The organism is Sphingobium sp. (assembly GCF_035511395.1).
Taxonomy (GTDB): Bacteria; Pseudomonadota; Alphaproteobacteria; order Sphingomonadales; family Sphingomonadaceae; genus Sphingobium.
In genome coordinates, this window is the sequence record NZ_DATKFP010000002.1 from 1 (window position 1) to 23,748 (window position 23,748).

At 62.1% G+C, this 23,748-nt stretch carries 18 protein-coding genes and 1 pseudogene; 9 read left to right on the top strand and 10 right to left on the bottom strand.

The window, feature by feature from the left end; genetic code table 11:
• From VMR39_RS00040 to VMR39_RS00065, 6 genes are all read left to right on the top strand, one after another.
• A partial coding sequence (locus VMR39_RS00040; RefSeq protein ID WP_325413143.1) for a copper homeostasis protein CutC occupies positions 1 to 701 on the top strand: 701 nt, incomplete at its 5' end.
• Positions 702 to 729: 28 nt separating this feature from the next.
• Entirely contained in the window at positions 730 to 1,785 is a 1,056-nt protein-coding gene (locus tag VMR39_RS00045) for an SIS domain-containing protein (protein ID WP_325413145.1), read from the top strand.
• The gene (nagA, locus tag VMR39_RS00050; protein WP_325413147.1) at positions 1,782 to 2,915 is read left to right on the top strand and encodes an N-acetylglucosamine-6-phosphate deacetylase; all 1,134 of its coding nucleotides are present in this window, start codon (positions 1,782 to 1,784) and stop codon (positions 2,913 to 2,915) included. Before VMR39_RS00045 ends, nagA begins: the two co-directional genes overlap by 4 nt.
• Positions 2,916 to 3,019: 104 nt before the next feature.
• Positions 3,020 to 3,922: an ROK family protein gene (locus tag VMR39_RS00055; protein WP_325413149.1), complete on the top strand. Its 903-nt coding sequence runs from the start codon at positions 3,020 to 3,022 to the stop codon at positions 3,920 to 3,922.
• A gap of 534 nt (positions 3,923 to 4,456) precedes the next feature.
• Positions 4,457 to 5,635 carry an aromatic ring-hydroxylating oxygenase subunit alpha gene (locus VMR39_RS00060; protein ID WP_325413151.1) on the top strand — a complete coding sequence of 393 codons (1,179 nt, stop codon included), beginning with the start codon at positions 4,457 to 4,459 and terminating at the stop codon, positions 5,633 to 5,635.
• Between the two features lie 24 nt (positions 5,636 to 5,659).
• The gene (locus VMR39_RS00065) at positions 5,660 to 6,709 is read left to right on the top strand and encodes an NADP-dependent oxidoreductase (protein WP_325413153.1); all 1,050 of its coding nucleotides are present in this window, start codon (positions 5,660 to 5,662) and stop codon (positions 6,707 to 6,709) included.
• A gap of 91 nt (positions 6,710 to 6,800) precedes the next feature.
• Here VMR39_RS00065 and VMR39_RS00070 read toward each other — a convergent pair whose 3' ends face one another.
• From VMR39_RS00070 to VMR39_RS00080, 3 genes are all read right to left on the bottom strand, one after another.
• Positions 6,801 to 8,243, bottom strand: a complete 1,443-nt coding sequence (locus tag VMR39_RS00070) for a CapA family protein (protein ID WP_325413155.1) — start codon at positions 8,241 to 8,243, stop codon at positions 6,801 to 6,803.
• Positions 8,244 to 8,333: 90 nt separating this feature from the next.
• On the bottom strand, positions 8,334 to 9,830 hold the full coding sequence (locus VMR39_RS00075; protein WP_325413157.1) for a HAMP domain-containing sensor histidine kinase: 1,497 nt from the start codon (positions 9,828 to 9,830) through the stop codon (positions 8,334 to 8,336).
• Between the two features lie 27 nt (positions 9,831 to 9,857).
• Positions 9,858 to 10,523, bottom strand: a complete 666-nt coding sequence (locus VMR39_RS00080) for a response regulator transcription factor (RefSeq protein WP_325413159.1) — start codon at positions 10,521 to 10,523, stop codon at positions 9,858 to 9,860.
• A gap of 275 nt (positions 10,524 to 10,798) precedes the next feature.
• On the opposite strand from VMR39_RS00080, the gene VMR39_RS00085 reads away from it, so the two are divergent.
• Together VMR39_RS00085 and VMR39_RS00090 are read left to right on the top strand one after the other, a co-directional pair.
• On the top strand, positions 10,799 to 12,427 hold the full coding sequence (locus VMR39_RS00085) for a serine hydrolase domain-containing protein (RefSeq protein WP_325413161.1): 1,629 nt from the start codon (positions 10,799 to 10,801) through the stop codon (positions 12,425 to 12,427).
• A 69-nt stretch (positions 12,428 to 12,496) separates the two neighbouring features.
• Positions 12,497 to 15,199, top strand: a complete 2,703-nt coding sequence (locus tag VMR39_RS00090) for a TonB-dependent receptor domain-containing protein (RefSeq protein WP_325413163.1) — start codon at positions 12,497 to 12,499, stop codon at positions 15,197 to 15,199.
• Positions 15,200 to 15,896: 697 nt separating this feature from the next.
• Here VMR39_RS00090 and VMR39_RS00095 read toward each other — a convergent pair.
• The 3 genes from VMR39_RS00095 to VMR39_RS00105 form a co-directional block, all read right to left on the bottom strand.
• Positions 15,897 to 16,556 (bottom strand): TetR family transcriptional regulator, encoded by a 660-nt coding sequence (locus VMR39_RS00095; RefSeq protein ID WP_325413165.1) that lies wholly within the window; start codon positions 16,554 to 16,556, stop codon positions 15,897 to 15,899.
• A 430-nt stretch (positions 16,557 to 16,986) separates the two neighbouring features.
• The gene (locus VMR39_RS00100; RefSeq protein ID WP_325413167.1) at positions 16,987 to 17,667 is read right to left on the bottom strand and encodes an SDR family NAD(P)-dependent oxidoreductase; all 681 of its coding nucleotides are present in this window, start codon (positions 17,665 to 17,667) and stop codon (positions 16,987 to 16,989) included.
• 107 nt (positions 17,668 to 17,774) lie between these two features.
• The gene (locus VMR39_RS00105) at positions 17,775 to 19,079 is read right to left on the bottom strand and encodes a CoA transferase (protein WP_325413169.1); all 1,305 of its coding nucleotides are present in this window, start codon (positions 19,077 to 19,079) and stop codon (positions 17,775 to 17,777) included.
• Positions 19,080 to 19,181: 102 nt separating this feature from the next.
• Here VMR39_RS00105 and VMR39_RS00110 point away from each other — a divergent pair, with 102 nt between their 5' ends.
• Positions 19,182 to 20,165: an enoyl-CoA hydratase/isomerase family protein gene (locus VMR39_RS00110; protein ID WP_325413171.1), complete on the top strand. Its 984-nt coding sequence runs from the start codon at positions 19,182 to 19,184 to the stop codon at positions 20,163 to 20,165.
• Here VMR39_RS00110 and VMR39_RS00115 read toward each other — a convergent pair.
• The 4 genes and pseudogenes from VMR39_RS00115 to VMR39_RS00130 form a co-directional block, all read right to left on the bottom strand.
• Positions 20,076 to 21,485, bottom strand: a complete 1,410-nt coding sequence (locus tag VMR39_RS00115; protein ID WP_325413173.1) for an amidohydrolase family protein — start codon at positions 21,483 to 21,485, stop codon at positions 20,076 to 20,078. The two genes, VMR39_RS00110 and VMR39_RS00115, sit on opposite strands and share 90 nt — an antisense overlap.
• A gap of 58 nt (positions 21,486 to 21,543) precedes the next feature.
• Complete coding sequence (locus VMR39_RS00120; RefSeq protein WP_325413174.1) at positions 21,544 to 22,776, bottom strand: MFS transporter; 1,233 nt, start codon at positions 22,774 to 22,776, stop codon at positions 21,544 to 21,546.
• Positions 22,777 to 22,911: 135 nt separating this feature from the next.
• On the bottom strand, positions 22,912 to 23,559 hold the full coding sequence (locus tag VMR39_RS00125) for a 2-hydroxychromene-2-carboxylate isomerase (RefSeq protein ID WP_325413176.1): 648 nt from the start codon (positions 23,557 to 23,559) through the stop codon (positions 22,912 to 22,914).
• Between the two features lie 4 nt (positions 23,560 to 23,563).
• A pseudogene (locus tag VMR39_RS00130) lies at positions 23,564 to 23,748 on the bottom strand (thiol:disulfide oxidoreductase); the annotation flags it as partial.

A 23,748-nucleotide genomic window follows, 5' to 3' on the forward strand; every position in this document is an offset into this window, starting at 1 on the left:
TCTGTGTGGACACCCCCGCCGGGCTGGAAGCCGCGCTGGAGGGCGGGGCCGATCGGATCGAACTATGCTCCGCGTTGGCGCTGGGCGGCCTTACCCCGTCCGTTGGGCTGATGGCGTTGGCGGCGCAGACGCAAGTGCCGGTCCGCGCCATGATTCGTCCGCGTGAGGGACATTTCATTTTCGATGCGGCGGAATGCGACATGATGCTGCGCGATATCGATGCCGCGCGGGTTGTCGGCCTTGAGGGTGTCGTCATCGGCGCATCAACGGAATCCGGCGGCCTAGACATGCAGATACTGAAACGGCTGGCCGCTCATGCCGCAGGAATGGCCATCACGCTGCACCGGGTGGTCGACCTGCTTAACGATCCAACGGAAGCGGTCGATCTCGCCATCGCTCTCAACCTCTCGACCATCCTGACCTCCGGCGGCGCCGCGCGGGCGATCGACGGCCTCGACGGCATCGCAGCCATGCAGGATCGAGCGGGCGACAGGATCGAGATATTGGCCGGTGGCGGCGTCACTGCGGAAAATGTCCTCACCATCCTCGCGGCAACCGGCATCGGGTCGGTCCATGCTTCGTGCAGCCGGCCGGCCCCTGCGGCAACGAGCCGCCTGCTGGAATTGGGTTTCGAGGCAGCAAATCGCCGCATGACCGATCGCGCGGTCGTGGCAGCCCTGCGGCACGCGACACGCGCCTGAGCAACACAAAGAATTTCTGGAGTAGATCATGCTGGACGCCGCGACCGCCCCGGTCGACAAAGACCCCGAACAGACGCTGATGCACGCCGAGGCGCACGAGTCGGGCGAAGCAGTTGCGCGCTTCCTGACCGGCAATGCCGAGACGCTGGCCCGTATTGCAACGCGACTAAGAAACAGCCCGCCGGCCATGATCGTCACCTGCGCGCGCGGATCGTCGGACCATGCCGCGACTTTCGGCAAATATCTGTTCGAAACGCTGATCGGCCTACCCACGGCGTCGGCCGCCCTGTCGGTCGCATCGGTCTTTGCCGCGCCGATCAACGCGCAGGGTGCGCTATGCATCGCCATATCCCAATCGGGCCGCAGTCCTGATCTGCTGCGCACGGTCGAGGCTTACAAAGCGGCCGGGGCTTTCGTCGTGGCGCTGGTGAATGACGACAGTTCGCCGCTTGCCGATCTGGCGGATGAGAGACTGTCGCTCCGCGCCGGTCCAGAACGATCGGTCGCGGCGACCAAATCCTATATCGCTTCGCTGGTCGGGCTGGCCGCCCTTGCCGGCCATTGGGCGCAGGACGATGCACTGCTGGAAGCGCTGATGCGTCTGCCGGAGGATTTGCCCCGCGCCTTTGCACTGGACTGGAGCGCTGCGATGCCGATCCTGTCGCAGGCCCGCAACCTGTTCGTCATGGGACGCGGCTATAGCTTTGCCGTCGCGCAGGAAGCGGCATTGAAACTCAAGGAAACGAGCGGCTTGCATGCCGAAGCATTCTCTTCGGCCGAAGTCCGGCACGGCCCCATGGCAATCGTGCAGCAGGGCTTTCCTGTTCTCGCCTTTGCCACGTCGGACAAGGCCGGCGACGATGTGCGAACCGCGGCGTCGGAGTTCCGCGATCGTGATGCCGCCGTCGCGATGGCTGATGCCAGCGATCCTGCCAGCCTGCTGCCTGCGATGACATCGCATCCGGTTATCGAACCGATCCTGATGATCCAGAGCTTCTATGGTTTCGTGAACAGTCTTTCGGTGGCGCGCGGCTTCGATCCCGATACCCCGCCGCACCTCAAGAAGGTGACTCAGACGCTATGAGCAGCCTTCAGTTCGTGAATGGCAGCGTCGTCGGGATACCCGGCGACGGCTCTGCAACACTGACCGTCGATCGGGGCGTTATCGTCGCCGAATCGGCAGCCCCATCCAGCGAAATCATCGACTTGGATGGTGGATATCTATTGCCTGGTTTCATCGACACACAGGTGAATGGCGGCGGCGATATATTGTTCAACGACGCCCCGACCGTCGAGACGATCGATCGGATCGGATCGGCACATCGTCAATATGGCACGACCAGTTTCCTGCCGACGCTGATTTCCGACGACCTGGAAAAGGTCGACATGGCGATGCGCGCGGTCGAGCAGGCGATCGACGCAGGCGTGCGCGGCGTGGTGGGCATCCATCTGGAAGGGCCGTTCCTCAACGACCGCCGCAAGGGTACGCATGATGCCGGCAAGTTCCGCCGGCTGGATGACGATGCCATCGCTCTCCTGTCCAGCCTGCGGGTCGGGCGCACGTTGGTCACGCTGGCGCCCGAACTGTGCGACAACGATCAGATCGCCCGGCTGGCTTCGGCGGGCGTAATTCTGGCGGTGGGTCATAGCGATGCCAGCTATGAACGGACACTATCGGCCTTTGCCGCCGGCATGACCGGCGTCACCCATCTCTACAACGCCATGTCGCCGCTCAACCATCGTGCGCCGGGCGTGGTCGGCGCGACGCTGGAAAATGACGATGTCTATGTCGGTATCGTTGTCGACGGACAGCATGTATCGCCTTCGGCGCTGCGCATCGCCCTGCGCGCCCGGCCGCGTGACCGCTTCATGCTGGTGACCGACGCCATGCCGACGGTCGGCAGCGCGACCAAGAATTTCCTGCTACAGGGCAAACCGATCACCGTCCGCAACGGCGTGTGCGTCGAGGAGAATGGCACACTGGCCGGGTCCGATCTGGACATGGCGACTGCCGTCCACAACGCCATGTCGATGATGGGCCTGTCGATAGCGGAGGCGTCCGACATGGCGACCGGCGCGCCGGCGCGCTTCCTGCACCTCAAGGATCGTGGAAATATGACCCCCGGCCAACGTGCGGACTTCGTCTGGTTGGATGCCGGCTACCGGGTCCGGGGCGTGTGGCAGGGGGGCATGCGCACCTTCGTGTCACAATGAACCGATTTTCAATTCGACATCAGAAGATTATGGCCATTTCAACGGACATGACGTTTCCGGCGCTGCGCCCGATATCCTCCGTCAGAATAACAGGAGATAAGTGAGTGAGGATCTGTGCCGACGTAGGCGGCTCTTTCGTGGATATCGCGATGGTCGATGCAGATGCGTCGATCCATCATCGTGCCAAGTTTCCGACCCCCACCCGCGACTGGGCCGGATTCGTCAATATCTTTCGCCGGTTCCAGTCCACCCATGCGGCCGCGATGGCGCCCGATGACGCGATCTGCATCGCCATCGCCGGCCTGCCGGAGCCGGAAAATGGCCGGATCATTTCCGCCAATATAGAATGCATCCACGGCCGGGCGCTGGCGCAGGACATGAGCGCCGAACTGGGGCGGCCGGTCTTCGTCATCAACGATGCCGACGCCTTCGTGCTGGGCGAGGCCCGGCTGGGGGCGGCGAAGGGGCATCGCCGGGTAATGGGCATCATTCTGGGCACGGGCGTGGGCGGCGGCATCATCGCCGACGGCAAGGTCTTGACAGGATCGCACGGAATCGGTGGCGAATGGGGTCATGGGCAGGTTATTTTCCCATCTCCCAAGGCCCCTGCCGCCAGCCCGCTATTTCAGTGCGGCTGCGGTCGGACAGGATGCCTGGACACGATCGGTAGCGCACGGGGACTGGAGCGGTTGCACCATTTTCTGCATGGCACGACGGCCACCAGCAAGGAAATCACCTTGGGCTTTGCAGCCGGCGAAGCACTGCCGAGCGCCACCGTAGACTATTTCACAGATATCGTCGCCGGCATATTGTCGGTGATGCTGAACACATTCCCTGCGACCATAGTGCCTGTAGGTGGCGGCCTTTCCAATTCAGCCGAGCTTATTTCTGCTATCGATCGCAAGGTACGGATGGGAATGCTGGATGCGCCGGCGTCGCCAATACTGGCGACGACCATGTTGGGCGGCGACGCGGGCCTGTTAGGCGCATATTTTGCGGCAGAATGAATCCATGTCGCCCGTCCATCTGCGGATAATCATTTATCCGCAGCGCATGCGAGGGTGGGAACGCATTGATTGAGCCAGAAAATGATGTTCGCAGACCATATGGAGCTTTGAGTTCCGGCCGCCCTTGGTATGGCCGATACATCAGGGAACATCCCCTTTTTAAGAAGGCTGGCCGCCGTCCGGTGCGCTTTTATGGGTTCGCATCGATCATCAACTGATCCGGCTTCCCGCCTTTAGCCACAAACGCGGCGAAATCCGTTGATCACGCCGGGCCGCCCCAGTGGATGAAGCGGTTGTATATCGTCATCGGCAATCCGCACTCGGTGCGATCCAACCAGTGCATGGCCGATAGCCGGGCAATTGCAGCAGCGTGCCGCTCGTACCATGGAGCGCGTTGCATCCTATGGCAGCGGGCAGGAACATCCGGGCGGACTTATTTGCATAAATTAGCCAACCTATGACGATGCAGAGTTTCCGTGCCTCCCGCCTTGGGGATAGCCTGCCCGCATAAGAAGGCAGGGCAGAGGTTTGCGCATGGGCTATTATGAGACATTGGGCCAGGAAGCGGCCAAGATGCTGGAGTTTGTCGAAAGCGGGACGACTGACAGCGCCGATTCCACGATGGAAGTTCCGGCGTCCGCCTATACCGATACCGCCTATTTCGACCGGGAGATGCAGACGATTTTCCTGCGCTTACCTCTGCTAGCGGCCCTATCGGCCGAAATTCCCAATCCGGGAGACTTCAAGGCGATGGACCTGATGGGCAAGCCCATACTGGTCACGCGCAAGAGCGACGGCGGCGTCGCCGCCATGATGAACGTCTGTGCTCATCGCGGAATGATCCTCCAACCCGAAGGACATGGGAACAAGAAGCGCTTTTCCTGCCCCTATCATGCCTGGACCTATGCCAATGATGGCCGGCTGATCGGCGTCGCGGACCCCGCCAAGTTCGGCCCGATCTGCAAGGAAGAGCGGAGCCTGACGGCCCTGCCCTGCGTCGAGGCGGCCGGCATCGTCTGGGTCTGCCTGACGCCCGGCGTGGAGATCGACATCGAGAAGCATCTGGGTGGGATGTTGCAGGATCTGGCGATCCACGACCTCGCCAAATGGCACTATTGCGGATCGCGGCGGATCTACGGCCCCAACTGGAAGATCGCCTATGACGGCTATCTGGAAGGCTATCATTTCGCCGCCGCGCACCCGGAGACGATCCATCCGCGCAGTTTCAGCAACATCATGCATTTCACGGCCTTCGGCCCACACATGCGCGTCGGCTATCCGCAGGTCACGATCAAGGAGAAGCTAACCGCCGCACCACGCGACAGTTGGGGCGAGATCGAGAATATGGGCTATGACTTCGTCCGTACCATCTTCCCCAACATATCGATCTTTTTCGCGCCGGAAATCACGCAAGTAGCACAGCTTATCCCCGGCCCGACACCGGGGCAGAACACCACCAACCTCCTGTTCATCCGCCGCGATCCGCCCCGCGACGAAGCCGACGCCGCCGCGATCGAGGGGATGATGGACTGGCTGCGTGACGTGGTGGACAAGGAGGATTACGGCGTCGGGCTTCAGGTACAGAAGGGGCTGGCGTCCGGCGCAATCCAGTCGGTGATCTTCGGCCGCAACGAACGCGGCAACCAATATTTCCACAAATATGTCGAGCATTTGCTGTCGGGCCAGTCCGAGGCGCAGGCGCCTGTCCTCTAATCCAGTTCAAGGGAGCAATCCTTAATGAGAAATCGTCGTATAGTGCTGGCCTCCCGTCCTTCCGGGGTACCCGTTCCCAGCAATTTCACTCTTGTCGAGCAGGAGGTCGCTACGCTGAAGGAAGGCGAGTTGCTGACCGAGAATCTGATCTTCGCTATCGATCCCGCCGTGCGTGGGATGCTGGACGAGAAGGAGGACAGCTACCTTCCGGCCGTGCCGCTGGGCGGCATCATCCCCACCATGGTGCTGGGTCGGGTGATCGAATCGCGCAATCCCAATTTCAAGGCCGGCGACTATGCGCGCGGATTCATCGGCTGGGAGGAGCATAGCGTCATCGCCGCTGACAATTTCGCGATGGAAAATGTCCATGTCGATCCAAGCGTGCCACTGACGGCCTATATGGGGGCGCTCGGTTGGTCGGGGATTACCGCCTATGTCGGGCTTGAACGGATTGGCGAGATGAAGGCAGGCAACACAGTGGTGGTGAGTGCGGCGGCCGGCGCGGTCGGCAGCGTCGCGGGCCAGATCGCCCGGCTGCGCGGGTGCCGCGCGGTTGGCATCGCCAGCACAGACAAGGTGGCCGAAGTCACCGGCCTACTTGGAATGCACGCCGCAGTCGACTACAAGACCGTGCCGGACCTGTCCGCCGCCATCCGCGAAGCCTGCGAAGGCAAGGGCGCGGACGTCTATTTCGACAATGTCGGCGGCGACATACTCGATACGATGATGCCTCTAATGGCCGATTTCGGGCGCATCGTGGTGTGTGGCATGGTTGCCGACTATAATCAGGGAAAAGACGTCCATGCCTTCCGCAATCTGTGGCAGATACTGGTTCACCGTGTCACCATGCGCGGCTTTCTGGCCTATGAGCATCTCGACATGCTGGAGGAAGCGGAAGATACACTGACGACTTGGGTGAAGTCGGGCCAGCTCAAGGCGACCGAGAATGTCGCGACAGGCATAGAGAGCGCTCCGGACGCCTTCATCCGCCTCATGTCGGGGCAGACAAAGGGCAAGACGATCGTTCGGCTTAAAGACAATATATCGACACTGGAGGACTTGGAACCAGCATGAGCAGCGGCGCGGACGCAAATGCCCGCGATCGCGCCGAAACTTCCCGCGTCTCGCCCCTATTGCGCGGCAAAGCCTCGGTAACTGACTTTCCCTATCGAGGCGACCGCACAGTTTCCGGAGCGCTGGACACCTTGACGATGCCCACGCCCTTGACGGCGTCGATCCTGGTGCCGAACGGTGCCGAGAGCCGCTGGAGACGCGCGAGGATGCGCTGACCGGTCGCCGCATCCGCCATATGCGGGACGCCGCGTGCGGCACCAGTCGCGCTAACGCCCAGATCGACGGGATAGAGACGGATTTCGCTCAACTTGCCATCGCGATAGTGGCTGACGGCGATCACCGTTTCATAAAGATTGGGATCGGAAAATTCTTTGGCGTTGCGAGCCTGAAGCAACTCGGGCGTGGTAATGCTGCCCGGTTCGACGCCGAACTGGTCGTACATGTCCGCCGGCACGTCATCGAGCGAGTTGTTCATCATCGCGAAGTTGCCGAGCGAATAGAAGATCGGCTTGCCCTTGTAGATTTCGATCCCGCGCAACTGGTGCGGGCCATGGCCGACATAGACGTCCGCGCCTGCATCGATCGCCTGATGGGCCAGGGTAGGGGCGAAATTGGCTGGAGTCTGGCTGGCATTGCCCGGCTCATGATTATGCAGCGAGAAGACCACGAAATTGCCGTTCTGCTTTGCCTGTCGGACAGCGAGCAGGTTCGCATTCACATCCTTGGCGTTCAGGTCATATTCGATCGTCATCGGCGTGGAGGGATTGGTCGTGGCACGGAACTCACGGCCCTTCATCTTGACGGGCGCGCCCGCCTTGGTGCCGGCAAGGCGGGAGATGGTCGCCAGATCTGCGTCGGATACCAGGCCGATCTCCGTGCTGCGGATGGTATTCGCGCCGCCGCGGCCGGGCACCTGCCCCAGCGGATCGGCGGCCGGGGTCATCGGCGTGAAACTGGTGGTGGCGGAAATCAAGCCGATGCGCCCTTGGGGACCATCGAAATAGGCGGGTGCGCGCGCCGCCGTCATGGTGCGGCCGGTCCCGGCATGGACCAGATGTGCCCGGTCCAGCAGGTCGAGCGTGTCCAGCATGCCGTCCACACCCCAGTCGGTGGCATGATTATTGGCATGACCGACGATATCGATACCCATATTTGCGACGTCGCCGGGGACGGCAGGGTCGGCCAGCATCCAGGTGCCGCCCGATTCTGCCTGCGGTGAACCCTTGAAGGTCTTGAGGTCGAGCGCGGTCGTTTCGAAATTGCCGAAAGTCACGTCGGCACTGCGCAGGATATGCAGCATGTCGGGCGCCTGCTTTTCCAGCGTTGCCAGCATCGGCCGCAAATAGATGAGGTCACCTACTGCCGCGAAGCTGAAGTCGCCGGCGATCGGCGTACTCGGGACCGAGGTGGGAGCCAGCTTGCCGCCCGTTTCCTCCTCTTCCGCATGGGCGGGGAGCGCAGCGGACAGGATGACGGCAACACCGGCGCAGAGAAGCGTGCGCGGGGTAGGACGGCGGAAGATCGAAGGCAGCATGGAAGAATCCCTGTGGGCATGGCCGCAAGCGGCAGACCCCCGGAACCTAGCCATGACTGCTGACAGGAACCTGTCGCGGACCGGTGGAAATCAGGCGGCGGCCCGGAAGCGAATGATCGCGCACAAGCCTTGCCCGGTGCGGCCGTCGGTCAGCTCGACCTGTGCGCCCAATCGATCCGCCAGCGCTCGCGCGATAGGCAGGCCAAGGCCGGTGCCAGGAGCCGAGGATCGGCTGTTGATGCGATAGAAGCGATCCCACACCTTCTCGCGCTCTGCCGCTGGAATACCCGGGCCGTCATCATCTATCGCCACAACGCAGGTCCGATCTTCAAGGCCGATATGGACCGCCACTGCGCCATCGGGGCGATTATAGCGTATGGCGTTGTCGAGCAGGTTGCCGACCAGTTCCGCCGCCAGGGTCGGCTGTCCGATCGCCATGACTGGCCCGTCGACACTGTTTTCGTAGCTGATATCCATCTCAGTCGGCGCCTGCGCTGCGCGATCGCCGGTGACGGTGGCGACGACTTCGGCAAGGTCGAAAGGTTGCAACTGCGTGCCTTCCTGATCCTCACTGCGGGCCAGTGCGATCAACTGGCGGAGCAACTGCTCCAGCGAATCTATGGCGTGCGGAATATCGAGCAGCGCGGCGCGCCCTTGCGGCGAGTTCGGGCCATAGCGCTCCAGCACGTCAAGATGCACGCGCGCTACCGCCAGAGGAGTGCGCATCTGGTGCGACGCATTGGAGGTGAACTGACGCAACGAGTCCGTCGCACGCTCCAGTCGCGCCATCAACCCGTTGAAGGCAACGATGAAGGGGCGCATTTCGGTCGGCGCGGTGTCGGGTGCCTCCAGCCGGAACGCCGGCGAGGCTTCCCGTCGCGCAGCATCGACCTGCCGTGTCATCTCCGATAGCGGCCGAAGCCCCCAGTGGATCGCCAGCCAGAACAGCAGTCCTGTGACCGTCAGCACCGCCATGCCGACCAGCAAGACCTGCCCGAGGAACCGGCGTTCATAGGTCGCGCGATCGTCGACATAGTCGGCGACCTGAATGACGATCAACGCCGTGTTGTCGCCATCAGCGCGGCGGATTTCTGTCGCGATCCGCACCGGCTTTCCGCGCAGGCTGCCGTTGCGCAGATAGGCGGCCTGCGTGACTTGCCGGGCATCGGCCGGATCGAGATAGCCGCGCACCATCGGCGTTTCCCGATAGGCATTTGTGAAGGTCGCGGGCTGGTGCCGGTCGGTCACGCCGTCCCATGTCACGCGATAATCCTTCGGCGGGAACAGGGCGCGATCGCCGGCCACCAGGGTAGTCCCGCGATAGACGCTGAAATGCACCACTGGCCGGGCCCGTCGCTGGAGCAGGTGAATCGCAAGCGGTATCAACCGGTCCCGATCGGCCGGCGGACTGTTGTAGGCAAGGCTGAGTGTGCGCACTGACCCGATCAGCACCCGATCGACGGTGGTCGCCTCCGTATCATGGGTGACGAGCGCCGTGATGATGCCGAACAGCAGGACGAGCGCAGCGAGCGGCATCATGACCGCGCCGGTCAGGCGAAGCCGGAGGGAGGGGGGGAGTTGCCGCATGTCCATTATCGGTGCCGGTCGAAACGGTCAGGCGGCCTCGATCATATAACCAAGGCCACGGATTGTGCGGATTGCCGGGCCGGAGGGTTGCAGCTTGCGGCGCAGGCGGCCGACATAGACTTCCAGCGCATTGGGAGTGACAGCGTCGTCGAAATTGAAGATCTCCGCCGATAGCCGCTCCTTAGCCACGACCTTGCCGGGCCGGCCCATCAACGTTTCCAGCACCGCCAGCTCGCGGCGGCGCAGGTCCAGCACCGCGTTGTCCAGATAGACGGTCCGGCTCGATCGATCGAACATCAGCGTGCCGATGCGGAGCATCGGGTCCGGCGTACCCTGACTGCGGCGGACCAGCGCGCGGATGCGCGATTCCAGTTCGCGCGGGTCGAAAGGTTTCGCCATATAATCGTCGGCACCCCGGTCCAGCCCGTTGATCCGGTCATCGACCATATCGCGCGCGGTCAGGATAATGATAGGTGTGGCGGCGCCCCGCGCGCGCAGCTGGCTCAACACGTCCAATCCGTCCATGTCAGGCAGGCCAAGGTCCAGAATGATCGCGCAATAGGGTTCTTCACCCGCCAGACGCAATGCATCCTCACCGCTGGTCAGAATATCGACGGCAAAGCCGGCTGCTTCCAGCGAGGCGACCATGCCCCGCGCCAGCCGTTCGTCATCTTCCACCAGCAACAACCGCATCTCATCACTCCCGCCTCGAAGGCGGCACCCTCTCGATCGACATTAAATTGCGATACGCATCCCGTGTCAGAATGCAAATGCGAAGTGATCGGCGCCTCAACTTGCCGTTGATTGCCCGATCGATTGTCATGTCCGCCGTGTGTCAGGTTCATGACAGCGACTCCGGTTAGGACAATGATGAAAGACGGACGACAGCGGATTTCCCGCCGTACGGACCGCCAAAAAAAATCGCGGCGCGAAAAGAGCGCTTCGGGCGCACAATGGGGAATAATCATATGACGATCGGTCGATCCTCGCTCGCGGGGGCGCTATTATATATGGGCATGTCGGTTTCCGGCGCCGCGATCGCACAGCAGGCCGCTCCTGCCGATTCGGCGACGCTCGAACGGCTCGATTCTCTCTTTGCCCGCTGGAACAGCGAGGACGCGCCGGGCTGCGCCGTTGCCGTGTCGCGCGGCGGCCAGGCGATCGCCACGCGGGCCTACGGCATGGCCAGCCTGGAACTGCGCGTGCCCAACAGCGTCGACAGCATCTTCGAGGCTGGATCCGATTCCAAGCAGTTTACGGCTGCGGCGACGCTGATGCTGGCGCGTGAGGGCAAGTTGTCGCTCGACGATGATATCCGCAAGTTCGTGCCGGAAATGCCCGACTATGGCGCACCGGTGACGATCCGCCACCTGCTGCACCACATCAGCGGCCTGCGCGACTGGGGCTCTGTCGCTGCGATCGAGGGCTGGCCGCGCAACAGCCGCACGGCGGACAATCAGGACATGCTGGCGATCATGTCGCGGCAGAAGGAGCTGAACTTCGCGCCGGGCGCCCATTATCTTTACAGCAACAGTAATTATAATCTGCTGGCGATCATTGTCGCCCGCGTCAGCGGCCAGTCGCTGGCCGACTTCACTCAGGATCGCATCTTCAAGCCGCTGGGCATGACCCATACACGCTGGCGCGACGATCATGGAGACGTCGTGCCGGGTCGCACCGGTGCCTATGATCATGAAGGCGGCGTCTACCGCAACGATCAGGTGATCGAGGACGCCTATGGCAATGGCGGCCTGCTGACGACGGTGGGCGATCTGGTCAAGTGGCAGGCCGCGCTTGATGCCGACAGCTTCGGTGCTGGCTTCACGGCGGAGATGCAGACGCCGACGAAGCTGAACGACGGCACGCCGATTGCCTACGCTCTGGCGCTGGTCAATCTCGACCATCATGGCGAACAGGAAGTCAGCCACTCGGGTTCGACCGGCGGTTATCGCGCATGGATGGCCCGCTATCCCAAGCAGAAGCTGGCGGTATCGCTGCTCTGCAACACCGGCAATGCGGATACGCCAACCTTGGGTCGCGATGTCGCCGACATCTTCCTGCCCGCCTACAACGCGAAGCCCTACGCTCCCAAGGGCGCGCTCCCCTCGGGCGTCTATGCCGATGGCATGACCGGTTTTCCGGTGCGCTTCGACAACGACGAGAAGGGACAGCTGCGCGCCAATGGCATGGTGTTGGCGCCGGTTGGTCCGGGCCGCTGGGCACAGCGCGAGGATATCTTCGCCTTCGGCAAGGCAGGTCTCGTCCGCGAAAACCGGGAGGGCGAGAAGATCGCCTATCGCAAGGTCGACGCTGTCGCCGCTTTCGATCCCAAGCCCTATGTCGGCCGCTTTTGCGGCGTCGATACCTTCGCCTGCCTGAGCTTCCGGCAGGAAGGCGACAGGCTGATCTACAGTGGGCCGCGCTGGTACAATCAGCCACTGACCCCCGCCTACGCCGACGTCTTCACGGGTGAGGCGATGCCGCAATCCTCGCGGATCACGGTCAAGTTCGAACGCGATGCATCCGGCGCGGTGACGAGCCTGCGCTTCGGCGAAGGCCGTGCCTACGACGTCGCGTTCCGTCGCGTCGCCGACTGATTTTCCAATCACGAAGAGCCGCTCGGGTCGCGGCCATAACAGAAGCAAGAGCAAAAAGGGGACTATTACGTGCGTAAGAATGAAGATGGATTCCGTCGACTATTGATGGCCGGCACCGCCGGCGCTTCGCTGATCCTGTCACTCTCCTCGGCGCATGTCGCCATGGCGCAGGACAGCGCGCCGGCTGCCGCAGCTGAGGAAGAAGCCGAACCGGCGATCGTGGTCACCGGCTCGCGCATCGACCGCAAGGGCTTCGAGGCGCCGACACCGACAACCGTCATCGGTGAAACCGAACTGCGTCAGGGCGCCCGTCCCAGCATCGCGCAGGTTCTGAACGACCTGCCGCAATTCCGCGCGACCCAGTCACCCGCCAGCACCGTCGCGAACACCAATTCCAGTGCGTCGGCGATGGATCTTCGCGGCCTTGGCGTGACGCGCACGCTGACCCTGCTCAACAACCGTCGCTTTACCGGTTCGTCGGACCTCAACACCATCCCGCAAGGCCTGGTGAAGCGGGTCGAAGTCGTCACCGGCGGTGCATCGGCGGCCTGGGGTTCGGGCGCGATCGGTGGCGTGGTCAACATCATTCTGGACGACAATCTGCAGGGCCTGACCATCGGCGCGCAGAATGGCGTGTCGTCGCGTGGCGACGGCTATCGCTACAGCTTCGACGCCACCTTCGGCACCAAGTTCGCCGACGGTCGCGGCCATTTCATGATCGGTGGCGAATATCAGAACGATCAAGGTATTCTCGACCGCAACTCGCGCAAGAATGTCGGCAGCGCCAACCTCTTCTCGCCCGTCGGCGGCGACCATGACTATGTGCTGGTACGCGACGTCAATTCCTCGACCACCAGCCTTGGCGGCCTGATCACGTCGGGCACGCTGAAGGGCCAGACCTTCAATACGGACGGCACGCTGCGCGCATTCCAATATGGCAGCCAGGTCAGCGGTTCATCCATGGTCGGCGGCGAAGGCGTTTCGACCAACGACGAATATGCGCTGACCAATCCCTATCAGCGCGTCAACAGCTATGCACGCGCAAGCTTCGAGGTCGGCGATGCGACCTTCTGGGCGGACGGCAGCTACAGCCGCATCTGGGCGAAATATCCCTTCTATGCGGAAAATGGCACCTACACCCTGTCGGCCAGCAATCCCTATCTGTCGCAATCGATCCGCAACCAGTTGGCCGCCGCCGGCGAGAGCAGCATCAAGGTCGGTCGCTTCTTCGAAGATTATGGCTATCGCACCTTCGGCTATTATCGCCAGAATGTGGAAGGCGCGGTCGGCGTCGACGGCAGCTTCGCGGACGGCAAGTGGCGCTATTCGGCTTATTACAGCCATGGCGAAAACCGCAACATGCAGAGCTATGACAATCAGATCACCGGCTCGAACCTGACCGCCGCGCTGGATGCCGTACGCGATTCCAGCGGCAACATCGTCTGCCGCGTCGCCCTGACCGATCCGTCGACCGCCTGCCGCCCGCTGAACATCCTGGGCGAAGGCGCCGCCAGCCAGGCCGCGATCGACTATGTGTTCGGCAACGTCGCCCGCGTCGTTTACACGACCAAGCTCGACAGCGCCGGCGCCAGCCTGCGCGGCGATCCCTTCTCGACCTGGGCCGGTCCGGTATCGGTCGCTTTCGGCGGTGAGGCCCGCTGGGAAGAACAGGTTACCAACAGCCTGGACGCCACGTCAGCTGCAAAGGGCTTCAGCCGTTTCAACTTCTCGCCGCTCGACGGTGGTTTCAACGTGCAGGAAGTGTTCGGCGAAGTCGCCGTCCCGCTGCTCGATCAACCTTTCAGCAAACTCGACGTCAACGGTGCGGCTCGCTACAGCCGTTACAGCACCAGCGGCGGCATCTGGTCGTGGAAGCTCGGTCTGACCGATCGCCTCTTCGACAACCTGCTGATCCGCGTGTCGCGTTCGCGTGACATCCGTTCGGGCAGCCTGGCGGAACTGTTCACGACGACCACGACCAGCTTCACGACGGTCGCCGAAAACGGGAATACCTACAACATCACCCGCTATGGTGGCGGCAATGCCAATCTGAAGCCCGAAATCGGCAGCACGCTGACGCTGGGCGCGGTGTTCACGCCGACCTTCCTGCCGGGCTTCAATCTTTCGGTCGACTATTATGACATCAAGCTGAAGGATGCGATCACGTCGCTCGGCGCGCAGGACATCATCAGCGGCTGCGGCAACGGCAACACCGCCCTGTGCGACTCGATCGTCCGTGACGCGTCGGGTGCGCCGACGACCATCTACACCACCTATATCAACCTGGCCGAATACAAGACCAAGGGCGTTGATATCGAGGCAAGCTATACCCTGCCGCTGAACAAGGTGAGCGATGGTCTGGGCGGTACGATGCGCTTCCGCGGTCTTGCCACCTATGTGGACAAGGTGCTGATCAACGACGGCATGACCAGCGTCGATCGCGCTGGCGACGTTGGCGACAATGTCAGCTTCGGTACGCCGCACTGGCGCGCGACGGGTTCGGTCAACTACACCAGCCAGGACGTTTCGATCGACGCTCGGGTCCGTTATGTCGGCGGCGGCAAGTTCAACCACGCGCTGGATATCGCCAACAACGACATCGGCAGCCGCGTCTATGTCGACCTTGGCGGTCAGGTGAATGTCGACAAGTTCACCCTGTTCGCCAACATCAACAATCTGTTCGATCGCGATCCGCCGCTCACCACCTATGGCGCGATCCACTATGACACGATCGGCCGCTACATGACGGTTGGGGCGAAGGTTCGTTTCTGATCGGTAGCCGAAAGGATATGCGGGCACGCGGCTCCGGCCCCTGCCCGCATTTCCCCTGAATACAGATGGCGCGGTCAGCGCGCGGCAACTTGGGTGGGTAGCACCGACCTCGGTCATAGCCGCAGACAGTACGGATGATTTCGCCCTGATCCGGTTCGATGAGGCTCGATCAGTTTATCAGGCTGCGTGAGAGCCGACCATGACCGGGCGCTCCACAGGCACCCCAACCGCATAAAAAGCGTGTTCGGATATCTCAGATTCAACCGATTCATTACGACCAAATAGCAGCCGAATGGACGTTCCGGCTTCCGCCTGGATCGCGATAGCACGCATAAGTCAGCGCACTAAATGCTAGGCCGATGGCGCCTGCGATAAAAAAGCAATGCGCGTACCATCACCAGTTGCGGACGACCCAGAAGAATAGCGCTTCAACTAAGCATTTCCGGCAAGAAAAATGTACTAACTAGTTCATATTGCCGTATGCGGGAGGTTGATGGCAAGGCGGTCTGCCCGAATATGTCCATCTACTGATGGGAGCCGACCATAATCGCCGACGAGTCTCCTTCGAAAGTCGGTTCAGTGGAAGAACGGTCAAAGAGCGAGAATTGGATTCAGCTTCGCGAGGACATATCAAATCGGTAAACAACAGTTGTTCTGGGATCTACTTTCCCAAAGACCTCGATCTTGGCAAGCCAAGTCAGGCGCAACACCAACTTTCAATAAGGTCAATCACGCTTTCACGCCGTCGTGCCAATGCCTTCGGTGAGTCCATGTCTCGCTCGAACCCAAAAGAGAAAGTGTAGCGATTGGAGACGTTGTAGAAACACAGCGCGCTGATCGACATATGCAGTTCGAACGGATCGATGCCCTCGCGGAAAAGTCCACATGCGACGCCACGCACGAGCAACCCGCGCAAATAGTCGATCACGGCTCGGTTTCTTTCCCGAATGCCGGGTATTTCGCCGACATGCGCTCCTCGGAGAATATTCTCGTTCATGACCAGCCGTACGAATTCGGGATGCTGGTTGTGATAGTCGAACGTCGCGCCTACCACGTCACGCAAAGCCGCATCCGGTTCCATATCATCCCGCTGGCTATTGGCGTCCACCGCCCGCACTGCCGCATAGGCGCGCTCCAACACTGCACGATACAGCCCATCCTTGCCGCCAAAGTAATAATAGATCATTCTTTTGGAAGAATTGGTTCGTTCAGCGATCTCGTCGATCCGGGCCCCGCTCAGCCCTTTGTCGGCGAATTCCTCGGTCGCTACATCCAATATGTTGGCACGGGTTTCTTCTGCTTCCAGTGCCCGTGTGCTTCGGGTATCTTCTATATTGGTCGGCGCAGATTTAGCCATTCTCTCTTCCTCATAGTTCGGGCACCCGACCCAATGCCCTCATAGCTAGTTGGACTGCGTCGCTCCACACATAAAGGCAACATGAACTACTTGTTCGGAAACCAGCACTGAGTTGGCAGAAATGTGGATTGCACAGCGGAGATTTCCTCCGCAAGGAGGACACTGGCGGGGAGAAGGTTTCGTCATGTCGTGCGCCGCGACGCGAGCCGGCGCGGAATCTAGGCGCATCTCGAAGCGCTCGAGTGCATGTACAAAAACCCGGTCGCCATCTCCGACCAAAGTCCACCGCGCCCATATTACTGGATCGCTGCCGGCACGAATTCTGCGAAGCGCAGCATCATCTGAGCGATAGTTACGCACCAGGTAGCCCATCAATGCCGACAGATGGGCGCAGATCGTTGGAATTGGAGATACGGCCCCGCTAACCCTGCTATCCGCGCGTTGCTGGGATCAGGGCACCACTGATCGAACGTGCCGCCGGCGACGCGAGGAAAAGGATGACATCGGCGATCGCCTGTGGTTTCACCCATTGACTGGTGTCAGCGTCCGGCATGTCAGCGCGATTAGCCGGTGTGTCGATGATGCTGGGCAGGATCGCATTGACGGTCACGCTGCTGTCAGCAAGTTCAGTGGCGAGCGCTTCGGTGAGGCGATGCACGCCGGCTTTCGCTGCGGCATAGGGACCCATGCCCGCAGCCGCTTGGATCGCCGCGCCCGCGCCGATATTGATGATCCGGCCAGCGCTGCTCAACTTGATAACTGGCAGCACTACCTTCGTTATGGTAGCGTTGGACTTGACGTTCATGGTGAACATTCGCTCCCAGGCATCTATGCTGCCTCCCTCCAGTGTTTCCCAAATGAAGCCGCCGGCGATGTTGACCAGCACATCGACGCCACCGAGTTTCGTCGTCACCTCCGCCACAGCCTTGTCGACGGCGGGCATATCCGTCAGGTCGACACCGGCCAGGTCGATAACCCCATCCATGGCATCGGGAGGGCAAGGCGCGAAGTCGATGCGCGCCACCTTGTCTCCTTGGGCTGCGAAAGCCGCCGCTACAACCCGGCCGAGCGCACCGAAGCCACCCGTTACGATGATACTGCGTCCGTTCATGTCATTCCCCTTATCCCAGTCGCGAACCGACATAATCGTCGCCTTCCCGCTTGTCAGCGATGGAAGTCTTTCATGAGGCTATCATCACGGACACATTGCATTGCGCTTCAAGAAGCGGCCAGCATCCTTAGCATCGCGTGGTCGGCGCCGAGCGGGCGAGCCACACCAGCCGCCGCACGCATCGGATCGAGTTGGGCCTGGTCGACATTGGCCAGCGCCTGCCAGTCACGCAGTTCTTCGGGCGTTGCTTCGTAAAGCGCGCAGCCATGGGCGACGGTCCGCGCCATGGGCACGTCGATCAGCAGGCCACCGCCCTGCCGCCAGCCTGCCCAAGCAGCAAGCGCGGCAACAAGGCCAGTCAGCGGATCGGAAATGGCATCGCCCGCGAACAGCGGCTCGTTCCACCCCCGCGCCATGGCTGCGGAGAGCCCTCCCGCCGCCGCCGCATCGTCACCGAAGCCGACCCGGTCCGCCGCCGCACCCTCCCGCCCATGCGCGGTGATGGATATCCAAGTCGCGCCACGCCGTGCCTTCTCTTCGGCGTCGATGCCAATCTGCGCAAGTGCGCGCGGTCGACTGCCCTCAATCACGATGTCTGCAGCAGCGACCAGATCGCCCAGCCGCGCCACGTCGGCCGAAGCGGTAAAATCCAGGGCGATGCTATATTTACCCCCATTGAGCAGATCGAAGAAACGCGGATCTCCGCTTCGCGCGCCATCGGGGCGATGAAGGCTTTCGACCTTCACTACCCTTGCGCCTGCCGAAACGAGTAGCGATCCGGCGAGCGGCCCAGCCCAAAGCGAAGAGAGATCGATGACCAGTGGCAATCTAGTTCGTATCCTGCCCTCGCCTAACCGGTGCATCGCAAAAGGCAGCGCTGGCGCTGGCGGCGCTTCATCCAGCGCGATCGGCAAGCCCAACAACTGGCCCCGTTCGAATAGATCGTCCCGCGCCTGCCCCGCCGCGATCCGCTCGATCGCGTCCCAGTCCGTCGCCGGCTGACCCAGTAGTGCTGGGACAAGATCCCAATCATCCGGCCGTGCAAGGTTAAGCGCCATTCGTCCACCACGCGCACTGATCAGGCGGCAACTACCATTGGCAGAGATACGTCCCCGCCGCCGGAGGCCGAGCAACCGAGCCCGCTCGCCCAGCAACAGCGAACCGCTATCGGGCAGGGTAGCTTGTGGCGCGATAGCGCGCAGGGCAGCAAGCGTGCCATCGGCGGCGGCAGAGAGCGCGACAGGCGCGACCAGCCCTGGCCCATCTGCCCGCCCGGTCACCGCCATCAGTCCGGCACGCCGCCAGGCTAACGCAGGGTGAAGGGCCTTTGGAGTTGGGTCGCCGGGCATGCCCAGCGCATGAAGCAGCGAACGAGCGTGGCGCAGGGCAAGAAGCGTTACTTCGATCGGCATCGGCTATCCGTTTTCGCATGCGCGCGGCACCGAGACAAGCTCTATGCAAAAGCATGCTTGCATCCCCATCCGGGCCGTCCCACTCTTCCCGCGATGGACGACATGCTGCTCGAACCCTGGATGTTGCGCATCGACTGGCGGGAGAACACGCGGCCGTTCTTGCTGGTCGATCTGTCGACCTGGCCAACCGAACAGGCTTTCGCCCCCCTACCGCCCATACCGCTGCTTGGTATCGGCGACCGGTCGCACCCGCAGGCTGGGCGGCTCGACATGCTAGTCGAACCGCCTGTAAAGTTGGAGATGCTGGCCTTCGGTATCGCAAAGGCCCCCGTTGCTGCAACCGCGCTGATCCAGTTACTACGCGCGACTGAAGAAATGCCACAGCGCGCTGCGCTCACCGCCGAATCCTTCGCTTTCGCCATGCTGCAGGGCGGCGCCGAACATGCCGCATGGCGTGATCTCCAGTCGCCGCGTGCAACATTGCCGCCGGGCCTGCTGCACCTCGTGCGGGAGGGTAATACGATCGATCTGCTGATCGACCGCCCCTATGCGCACAACAGCATCGACCGGGCAATGCGTGACGCACTGCATGAAGCATTCCAATTGGCTGTGCTGGACGGATCGATCGCGCATATCCGTTTGCGCGGTGCCGGGCGCTGCTTTTCCATGGGCGCAGAGCTTGCCGAATTCGGCACCATGCGCGATCCTGCCGCCGCTCACATGATCCGTATGTTGACCCTGCCCGCTCTGCCACTGCTAGAGCGGTGCGCAACGCTGGAGGTCCATGTGCAAGGTGCCTGCGTCGGCTCCGGGCTGGAACTGGCCGCTTTCGCTGACCGGATCACGGCATCGCCCGACGCCTGGTTCCGCCTGCCCGAAGTCGGCATGGGCATCCTGCCGGGCGCAGGCGGCACCGTGTCGATCCCCCGCCGCATAGGCCGCCAACGGGGCGCGCTGCTGATGGTGTCGGGCAAACGCCTGACCGCCCGAGCGGCGCTAGACTGGAACCTGATAGATGCGATCGTGGACGAGGATACCGCCAATCCAGGTTGCCCGGACGCGCGCCGCGGAAAGGTCGGCACGTAAAGCCGTCCAGTTCTGCTCCAGCAGGCAGAGGTCGGCAGGAGCGCCGGACACGATCTGCCGCGTTCGGCCGAGGTCAACCGGATCAGCCAGGAATAGGGTAAGCGCATCCTCGGGCGTCAGAGCCTCTTCTGCTCCAAAGATCCGCCCACTCGCTGTGCGCCGCCTGACCGCCGCCGCCATCGCCGCCCAGGGATCGCCTGATCCAAAGGGCGTGTCGGTTCCTCCGACAAGCACAACGCCCGCCTCTCGGAAAGCATCCAGCCGATAAAGATGCGGCCATTCCTCTGCAGGAATATCGGCCAGATAGGCGTCTCCGCGCTCGGCGACAAAGTTGGGCTGCGCCACCACGGGCAGATCGAGCGCCGCGATCTGAGCCACCAACACGTCAGGCGCGACTGAGGCATGTTCGATCCGGTCGCCAGCGATGGTGCCGGCCTCCGCGAAAGCAGCGAGTGTGAAGACCAGTTCGGTTTCAGTCACGCAATGGACGGCAGTCCCCCGCCCCTGTCCGTGGGCGGCGCGGATCGTCGCAATCAGCGCGTCATGATCGGGAAGATGCGCTTCGTGCAGATGCACCTTGACCGGCCCGAGGGTCAGGCCAGGCCCCATCGAAACCGTCGCCAGTGCCGGAAGACCAGCCAGCAGCACCCCCTGCGGTAATGCGCCTGCGGCATGTTGCGCGGCCATATAAACCGCTTCGGCTGCTCCATTCTGCGGGTTCATGTCAGTAAGGCCGGTGACGCCCCAACGCGCCCAGCGCCCCCCCATATCCGCAAGGTCCGGCGGACCGCCGCCCAGCGCAGCGCGTAACCAGCCGTCAGCGTCGAATAGCTGCCCGGATGCAGGATCGAGCGCGTCGGGCGGCGCAGGGTCGGTTGCCAGCAATACCTCCAGCCCAGCGGAATTGAAGATCCACATCCGACCAGATCTATGCTGCACCCGCAACGGGCGGTGCGATACCGCGCGGTCGAGCCAATGCCGGTCGATCATTCCCGCGACGCTTTCATGATAGCCGACGCCGCGCAACCATCCTTTACCCGGCGCTTCCGCGAGCGCACGCGCGAGCGCAGCCCCGTCCGTTATTTCCGGAGGACCACAGCGGACAGAGGCGAACGCGGCGGCTGTCGCCGCGACATGCACATGATGATCGTGCAATCCAGGAAGCAAAAGTCCGCCTTGCACGTCAACGCCAGGGGCGTCTTTGTCTGCGGCGCCCGCCATATCAACGCCGGCGATACGCCCACCCTCAACCCGAACATCGACGCGCCGTCCATCGAGCAAGCTGGCGTTGCGAATAATCGAGGGCTTTGTTGCGGTCATCTCCCCAATCCTAGAGCAGCATGTGGAAAAATGGGAACCAGTTTCGCACGAAAGAGGATTATGGCGGGACTTGTCCGGCCCCATGGTCCGGATACGCCTTAAGGGTCAACATCTGCAAACCCGCGAACAACGAAAGTGGAATCGTCAGCAGGAAGAAGTCATGATAAGAGCCCATCCGGTCGAAGATATAGCCGGCAAGCAATGGCCCCAATCCAACGCCCGCCAACAAGGCCGTCTCCACCACCCCAAACAGGGTGCCGAAGGCGCGCATTCCGAAATAGCGGCTACTGAGATAAATCACCGCATCATATTCGCCTCCCGCACAAATGCCGAACGCGATAACTGCGCAGGTCGCGGTCAGCAGGCCAGGCACGCCGTAGAGCAGGACCAGGCCCGGCGCCATCGCGGTCGACAGGCTGATCGCTCCGATGAGTGGAGAGCCGAACCTGTCAAACAGATGGCCGACCACCAGTCGAGCGGTGAGCGACATAAAGCCGACGATCGCCACGGTTTCGACCGCCTCGTCGCGATCCAGGCCGATCGAGATCAGCATCGGCACGATATGAATGATATACCCCGATAATATGGTCGTCGTGATCAGAGCAGCAATGGCGATTTGATAGAGTTCCCGTCTGCGGAATCCTTCGGCGATGGTCCAGCCAGGCAGCGCGGACCGACCGATAATGGCTTTCTGTGCCGGATGTCCGTCCGTCCCATCATAGAGAAACAGGAACAGGATCGGTATCACCAGGACAACCGTCAGTGCACCCAGACCGATAAAAGCCTGACGCCAGCCGAACTGATCGATCAACCAATGCGCGACCTGCGGCATCAGCGATGATCCGAAGGCCGAGCCGCACAGCATGGCAGCCAGCGCCATGCCCCGCCCGTGGAAGAAGAAGGACCCAACCGCCTTGGACCACACGGCGGGTTTCAAGCCCAGTCCGATAAATCCTACCACCACCCATGCCGCCCACCAACTCCACAGTTCGCTGGTCACCAACGACAACCCCGCCAGCGCGATGCAGAAGACGATGGCGGCATAAATGCCCATGCGCCGAGTGCCCATGCGGTCGAGCAGCACGCCCGCCGCCGCCGCGCCGAGTACGCCGACGGTGGCGTAGATAGTGACCGCCGCGCTGATTCCGGCGCGCGACCAGCCGAACGCCTGCTCAAGCGGGTTGATGAAGATGCCCAGCGTATAGGTCGGCAGGCTCCCGATAAAAGTGCCGCCCGCGGCAGCGAGCACGACAGTCCAATATTTCTTCCATTCCGCCCTAGCCGAGTTCATGCGCGTTCCTCCTTGCTGGGTGTCGGTCTGCCATGCCGGGCGATGAATGATGGTCAGGCAGTGATCGGTCGGACAAGAAGCCCCTCATCCAGCGCGGTGCCAATTTCCCGGTTGTTGCGGATGACAAGGTTGCCCTCAGCCGGTTGCAGCCTTTCCGTCCCAATCCATCGCATTATCCAGCCGGATCGCCGACTCCAGCAGAGGAATGCGGTCGTTTCCGAAATACATGTCGGTGCGGTTGACGAACCAGGTCGGCGATCCAAAGCCGTTGCGAGCGATGAGGTCGTCAGTATTGTCGCGCAGGCGCTGCTTGATCTCGAGACAGGTAATCGCTGCAAGCACATCGTCCGGATCCTCGCCCACGCCCTGGCATAGATCATTCAGCACGTCGTCCAGTGCAAGGTCGCGGCCATCGATCCACAAAGCCTCGAACGCGGCGATCGCGAAAGCGGGAAGCTTACTCCTATCCTGCATCACCAGGCAGGCGCGCATCACTTTGATACCGTTCACCGGATGGCCGCATTTAGGTGGGACGTTGACGGTAAGCCCCAGATAACGCGCCCAATCTTGGATATCCTTGCGGCCATATTCATTCTTGCGCGGTACATCAGGCCGCTCGCGCTGCTCGACCGCCTGCCGGTTCACGGCATTGAACACGCCACCGACGATGATCGGACGCCAGGTTATCTCAAATTCCAGCCGCTCGGACAGACGCAGGAAGCTATGCACGCCCATATAGGTCCAGGGGCTGGTGCAGTCGAAGAAGCATTCGACGCGCGTCATGCTGCTACTCCCCATTGACCTTGCGGTGGATCTCGCCGCCGAGCAAGGACGCCTCCTTGCCGAGCGCCAATCCCCGCTGCACCGCGTCCCGCGCCCGCACATCTGCATACCAGCGGGCGATGGCGGGATAGTCGTCGAGTGTGAAGCGCTGCGACTTGTGCGTCATGATCCAGGGAAAGCAAGCAATGT

What these genes read in the sequence shown, in the direction of transcription:
- nagA (WP_325413147.1), top strand. Translation starts at nt 1,782, where the DNA reads ATGAGCAGCCTTCAGTTCGTGAATGGCAGCGTCGTCGGGATACCCGGC.
- VMR39_RS00080 (WP_325413159.1), bottom strand. Translation starts at nt 10,523, where the DNA reads ATGCGGTTGTTGCTGGTGGAAGATGACGAACGGCTGGCGCGGGGCATG.
- VMR39_RS00095 (WP_325413165.1), bottom strand. Translation starts at nt 16,556, where the DNA reads ATGGCTAAATCTGCGCCGACCAATATAGAAGATACCCGAAGCACACGG.
- VMR39_RS00115 (WP_325413173.1), bottom strand. Translation starts at nt 21,485, where the DNA reads ATGACCGCAACAAAGCCCTCGATTATTCGCAACGCCAGCTTGCTCGAT.
- VMR39_RS00065 (WP_325413153.1), top strand. Translation starts at nt 5,660, where the DNA reads ATGAGAAATCGTCGTATAGTGCTGGCCTCCCGTCCTTCCGGGGTACCC.
- VMR39_RS00125 (WP_325413176.1), bottom strand. Translation starts at nt 23,559, where the DNA reads ATGACGCGCGTCGAATGCTTCTTCGACTGCACCAGCCCCTGGACCTAT.
- VMR39_RS00075 (WP_325413157.1), bottom strand. Translation starts at nt 9,830, where the DNA reads ATGCGGCAACTCCCCCCCTCCCTCCGGCTTCGCCTGACCGGCGCGGTC.
- VMR39_RS00045 (WP_325413145.1), top strand. Translation starts at nt 730, where the DNA reads ATGCTGGACGCCGCGACCGCCCCGGTCGACAAAGACCCCGAACAGACG.
- VMR39_RS00060 (WP_325413151.1), top strand. Translation starts at nt 4,457, where the DNA reads ATGGGCTATTATGAGACATTGGGCCAGGAAGCGGCCAAGATGCTGGAG.
- VMR39_RS00100 (WP_325413167.1), bottom strand. Translation starts at nt 17,667, where the DNA reads ATGAACGGACGCAGTATCATCGTAACGGGTGGCTTCGGTGCGCTCGGC.
- VMR39_RS00085 (WP_325413161.1), top strand. Translation starts at nt 10,799, where the DNA reads ATGACGATCGGTCGATCCTCGCTCGCGGGGGCGCTATTATATATGGGC.
- VMR39_RS00070 (WP_325413155.1), bottom strand. Translation starts at nt 8,243, where the DNA reads ATGCTGCCTTCGATCTTCCGCCGTCCTACCCCGCGCACGCTTCTCTGC.
- VMR39_RS00110 (WP_325413171.1), top strand. Translation starts at nt 19,182, where the DNA reads ATGCTGCTCGAACCCTGGATGTTGCGCATCGACTGGCGGGAGAACACG.
- VMR39_RS00105 (WP_325413169.1), bottom strand. Translation starts at nt 19,079, where the DNA reads ATGCCGATCGAAGTAACGCTTCTTGCCCTGCGCCACGCTCGTTCGCTG.
- VMR39_RS00120 (WP_325413174.1), bottom strand. Translation starts at nt 22,776, where the DNA reads ATGAACTCGGCTAGGGCGGAATGGAAGAAATATTGGACTGTCGTGCTC.